We start from the raw sequence: 5,152 nt of genomic DNA on the forward strand, positions 1-5,152 counted from the left end.
GCCAAGCAGGCCGCCGAGGCGAAGCCGAAGGTGTCCCGTACGGACCGGTTCCAGCAGCACCTGGCCGCGCTTGCGGCGTTCGTCGAACGGGAGGGTCATGCGCGGGTTCCGAGGTCCCACAAGGAGGACGGGACGTCGCTGGGCAGCTGGTTGAACAACCAGAAGGCAAGGCGGGACAAGCTCAGCCCGGAGCAGCTCGGGCAGTTGGAGGCCCTGGGGGTGGCCTGGTAGAGCCGCGAAAGGCATTGGAGGCCGTCACTCTGTGGGGTGGCGGCCTCCGGGCCGAAGTCGCTCTACTGCTGCCACCTGCGGCGATGACTTTCCGAGCCCGACAGGACTGTCCGTGTTCACGCGCTGGCCGCAGAACTCTTCGGGGTTTGACAGTAAAGCTGTAACACTCGCGATCGTAGAGAAGCGACCCGCCGGTAATGATACCTCCACGCCCCGTCCCGGCCCGTCTTCCCCACCCTACGTGCAACCGCCGTTGCGGAGGGTGTCAGTATGCCGACAGTGGGGCACGACACGGTCAGCGTGTCGCAGAGCAAACTGCCCCCACACAGGGGGAGGGAGAACTACATACCCATGGGAAAACCCGACTTCACCACCGGCCCGGTCGCCCCGGCAGCGGCATCGATACCCGGCACGCCGCCGAGCACCTCGCCGTACGCCAACCCCGCCAAGAGCGGCGCCACAGCGCTCTGGAACGCCGCTCCCCCCGGCATGGCGACCACCCAACTGGACACCCCGCACGAACTCGCCGCCTCGGCCGGGATAGCCCGGCAGATCGCCACCGACCTCAACCAGGCCAACGGCAACAGCGGGCCCCTCACGCTGAGCCTCAGTGACCACGTGAGCGCCGCGTCGGCGGGTACCCGCGGTTTCGCCTTCAGCAGCGCACTCACCGGCTGCACCGAACGGTGGCTGAAGCAGTGCACAGCCCTGCACGACCGGATCGACGGGATCGCCACCAACCTCGACACCACTCAGCGGACGTACACGGCCAACGAGGCCAGGAACGCCCAGCTGTTCGGCACGGCAGTTCACTAAGGGGGAACCGGGCACATGGTGTCCTTCAAGCAGTTATACGAAGCCCGTCCGGACGCGGTCACGGAGGCGGCCGAAGCCTGGTCCGGCGTCGCCAAGACCCTCACCACCCTGGACGGGCGGGTACGCAAGGACCTCACCAGCACGGCGCAGCGGGCCGGTTGGAAGGGCGTGGCGGCGGCCAACGCAAACTCGGCATTGGAGGGGGTGGACACCGACTTCCAGCAGGCGTCGGCAGTCGCGACCGCCCTCGCCGCGATCATCACCACCGCGGCCGAGGAGTTCCGCGCGGCCCACAACGACCTCCTCACCGCGATCTACGACGCGAAGACCGAGGAGCTGACCGTCACCCCCGACGGCGAGGTCTGCTGGCCCCCGCTGGCCGGCTCGCGGAACGACCCCGACGGGGTCGAGGCCGCCAAGAAGTACAACACCGAGATGCGGGCCAAGGCCGACGCGATCTCCACCCGCCTCGGCAAGGCCGTCGACCGGGCCACCGCCGCCGATCAGACGGCCGCCGCCGCCCTCCAGAGCGACATCGGCACCAGCACCACCTCATTCAACCCGAAGCCGTAAGGCGCTGGCCCGATCGCTGACGCCAACCGGGCCAAGGACCTGATGTCCAAGGCCGGCAGCCTCAGCGATCCGGAGCTGAAGCAGTTGCAGGACATCATGGCCGCCAACGCGGAGAACAAGGACTTCTCCACCACGCTGCTCAATGGCCTCAACTGCGGCGGCAAGACCGGCCCGGACGCCCTGCTGGAGTACTCCAAGGTCTACGGCGACCTGGCCCACGGCAACCACAACGCCAAGGGCTACCAGGACGTCTACGGCAACCTGTCGACGGTCCTCGCCACGGCCACCCGCGACGGCGGCATGGGCAAGGACTGGGAGGACGGCCTCCTGAAGGCCGCACGCCGGCCCGGAGACTCGGCGGCCGGCTGGAACGACAACTACCCGGCGCTCACCTCGCTGATGGGCGCGGGCGGGAACTTCGACAAGGCGTTCCTCCTCAAGGCCGGAAACGACCTGGTCGACTACGAGCGCACCAGCAAGACCAAGGGCGAAGACCTGTGGGGCCCGAACTGGTCCCTCAGGGCCGGTGCAGGCGATCCGCTGGGCCCCCTGATGAAGCAGATGAGGAGCGACCCGGCGGCGGCCGAGGAATTCCTCGACCCGAGCCGCAACAAGAACCTCACCTACCTACTCAAGGACCGCTCGTGGCCCAACCAGGACCTGGAGGGCAAGCTGTCCCCCGACGAGCTGCGCAACAGCTCTCACGGGATGTTCGGTCAGGTCCTGGAAGCCGGCGCGACCGGCCGCGGCCCCAACAGCTCGCAGCCGCCCGTACGACCGCACGACGCGACGATGAACCGGATCATGGACACCGCGCTCTCGACGCTCGGCGGCGACAAGGCGGGCGACCAGAACAACCTCGCCGTCGCTCTTCGCCGTCCGATGGCCGACATGGTCGCCGATTACGTGGCAGACACCCATGACATCCTCAGCAAGGACCTTCCCGGCCCCTCCGAACCCGGGGGATTGAACGCCACCCGCGAGCAGCTCCTCCGGGTGATCCGGGGCACCGCCGAAGACCCTGAGGTGTACTCCCTGATCCACCTGGCCGAGACACAGGAGGTGGCCCGGCGGATGGCCGAGTTCGGCCCCGAGGCGTTCAGGGACGTCAACGAGCGCCCGGACCCGAAGTTCGAGGGATTCGTCAACGCGGCCGGCAAGGCCTTGGGCGCGCTCGACGCCGTTCAGGCGGACACGATCACGGACCACAAGTCCGATGAGCAGTTCAAGGTCAACTGGAAAGCCAAGATGGACTACCACTACATCGGCACGCTCGCGAACATGATTCCGGGCAAGGACTGGCTGCCGGTGGGGGACATCGCCCAACGCTACGTCGACGTCGCCACGTCTGACTGGGCGAACAAGGTCAACGCGGCGATCGACACCAAGGCGCAGGGCGACCTCAGCAGCCTGTACACGACGGGACAGTCGCAGATGCAGGTCATGCTCAAGGCGAAGGCCGATCAGTTCGGCGTGCCAGGTCGGGACATCCTGCTCGGCCAGCTGACCGACTCGGCCAACGTTCACTACTACACATCGATCGTCCAGGCCCACAACGCCGCCTTCGGGAAGGGATGATCCGATGCCGGAACGACAGTCCAAGATCTCCGAGGTCGATGCCGCCCTCGACCGGCGCGGGTTCACCACCTGGCCGTTGCGGGTGCGGGCGGTGGTCGGCGCGGTGACGGTGACGGCGGTCGTGGCCGGGGTGGGGGCGTTCCTCGCCAACAACCTGAGCAACGCCTTCGGGCCGGACGCCGTGTGCGACGGCGCGGTGAGCGCGGCCGCACTGAACGACGCGCTCGGGCCGGGCAAGGTCAGCAGCAAGAAGAACGGTGTCTGGCAGTCGCCGAGCGGCGGAGCGTTCTGCAAGGCGGAGGTGAGCTACGGATTCTTCGGCAACAGCCGGTCCGTCTTCGTGCAGGTCCTCCAAGCCGACGACCTCGCCCCCTACCCGGCCAACTCGAACAGCCAGCTGTTCGCCGCCTCGGCGAACGGCGGCGCGAGCGGAGCGGCCCGCAGCGACTGGGCGTGGGCGCTGCTGCCCGGAGAGTGCGGCAACGGCCTTCGAGTGGAGGTCAAGTCGAACGGCGATGACGGACCCGGCGCGGAGAACCTCGCCCGTCTCGCCGTTTCGGCGGCGAACGGCGTCGCGGCGGGCAAGGGGTGCGGGAAGACGCCGCTTTCCGCACCGCACGAACTGTCACAGGCCGGTCAGGAGCACGACCTGAACAACGCCTCGGTCTGTGGCCTGCCCGGGTTCACTGCGGCCAGCGCCGGCAGCAAGGGCTACCGGGAGAGCGTGACCACCGCGTTCGACCCGGTGTGGGTGTGCCGGATCGCCACCGGCCAGAACCCCATCGCCTGGTCCTTCAGTATCGGGACCGAGCCCAGGGTTCGGGGGCCGTTGGCCGAGAAGGACGCCACACCCGCATTCGGCCGGTCCCGCTGGGCGGGCTCCCCCATCCCGAAGCAGGAGGTCGTGGCGACCTGCCACGACAAACCCACCTACTTCCGGATGGACACCGACATCCTCCAGGGGCTTTTCCCCGACACCGACGAGGCCTGGAAGCAGTTCCTCACCGCTGGCGGCAAGGCGATCGGCTGCGAGCCGATCCTCTGATCGCGTCCGTCGAGTGGTCGGCTCCGCGCCGGCCACTCGATGAAGAGGCCGAGGGTGGCCAACCTCGACAGCATCCACGGAGCGGTCACCCTTCTGCTGTACGGCGCCGACCGGTGTGGAGGCGATCTCCAAGGGTGTGTCGGCGTTCCGCGAGCCCAAGGCGAAGGATGCGGCCAGCACGATGGCGGTGACCGGGGCTGACCGCGATCACGATGTTGGTCGGCGTCACCGCTCTGGCGGTGATTGCGAAGGTCCACTACGTCGACAACGCCTGCCAGCCCACCGGATCAGCCGTGGCTGCGGGACGTTCACCCAGCTGAGAGTGATCACCCAGCTCGCCTCGTCGATCTTCGGCGGCAGTGATGCAGCTCGGCGCCTGGCTGCTCCTGAACGGCTTCCGTCCATCGTTGGCGACGCTCGGCCGGGCGTGGGACGGCGCGGACGGGATACGTCTGGTCCTGTTCACCGGCATCGCTCTGGTCGCGGTGATGCCCGCGTACCTGCCGCGGCGGAGCAGCGGCGTGGTGGGCGGCCGGTGGTGGTCGGCGCCGATACACACGCGCGCGGCGAGGGCAGGGGTTCGTGGTGGGCGCCGGAGTTGGACGTCGGGGCGGGCGGCCGGTGGTGGCTGCCGGCGCGCTCGTGCGCCGACCGAAAGCTGCCGCTACTGAAGAACCTGCCGACGAAGGGGGTCGAGAGACAACCGGACTGGGCCAACCTCTGCGGCCTGCCCGGGTTCGCACCCGCGAAGAACCCCGAGGCGCAGCTGGACGTGTCGCAGCAGGTCACCACCGGGTTCGCCCCTATCTGGTCCTGCACAATCGGCACGAACCCGACGCACGACGGTCGGACGAAGGTCTTCGCGATCACAACCGATCCGCGGACCACCGCCCTGACCCGGAAGGACGG

5 protein-coding genes and 1 pseudogene are annotated in these 5,152 nt (G+C 68.5%); all 6 read left to right on the top strand.

What is annotated here, in order from left to right:
* Positions 1-231: helicase associated domain-containing protein (locus AB0D10_RS45700; RefSeq protein ID WP_360268862.1), on the top strand; the 231-nt coding region annotated here is incomplete at its 5' end.
* A gap of 351 nt (positions 232-582) precedes the next feature.
* Positions 583-1,047: a hypothetical protein gene (locus AB0D10_RS45705; protein ID WP_360268864.1), complete on the top strand. Its 465-nt coding sequence runs from the start codon at positions 583-585 to the stop codon at positions 1,045-1,047.
* 15 nt (positions 1,048-1,062) lie between these two features.
* Positions 1,063-1,620 (top strand): hypothetical protein, encoded by a 558-nt coding sequence (locus tag AB0D10_RS45710; protein ID WP_360268866.1) that lies wholly within the window; start codon positions 1,063-1,065, stop codon positions 1,618-1,620.
* Between the two features lie 42 nt (positions 1,621-1,662).
* A complete protein-coding gene (locus AB0D10_RS45715; RefSeq protein WP_360268869.1) occupies positions 1,663-3,198 on the top strand; it encodes a hypothetical protein in 1,536 nt (511 codons plus the stop codon).
* A 4-nt stretch (positions 3,199-3,202) separates the two neighbouring features.
* On the top strand, positions 3,203-4,243 hold the full coding sequence (locus AB0D10_RS45720) for a hypothetical protein (RefSeq protein ID WP_360268871.1): 1,041 nt from the start codon (positions 3,203-3,205) through the stop codon (positions 4,241-4,243).
* A gap of 115 nt (positions 4,244-4,358) precedes the next feature.
* Positions 4,359-5,152, top strand: a pseudogene (locus AB0D10_RS45725) (hypothetical protein); the annotation flags it as partial.

It is taken from the genome of Kitasatospora sp. NPDC048545 (genome assembly GCF_040651155.1).
GTDB lineage: Bacteria > Actinomycetota > Actinomycetes > Streptomycetales > Streptomycetaceae > Kitasatospora.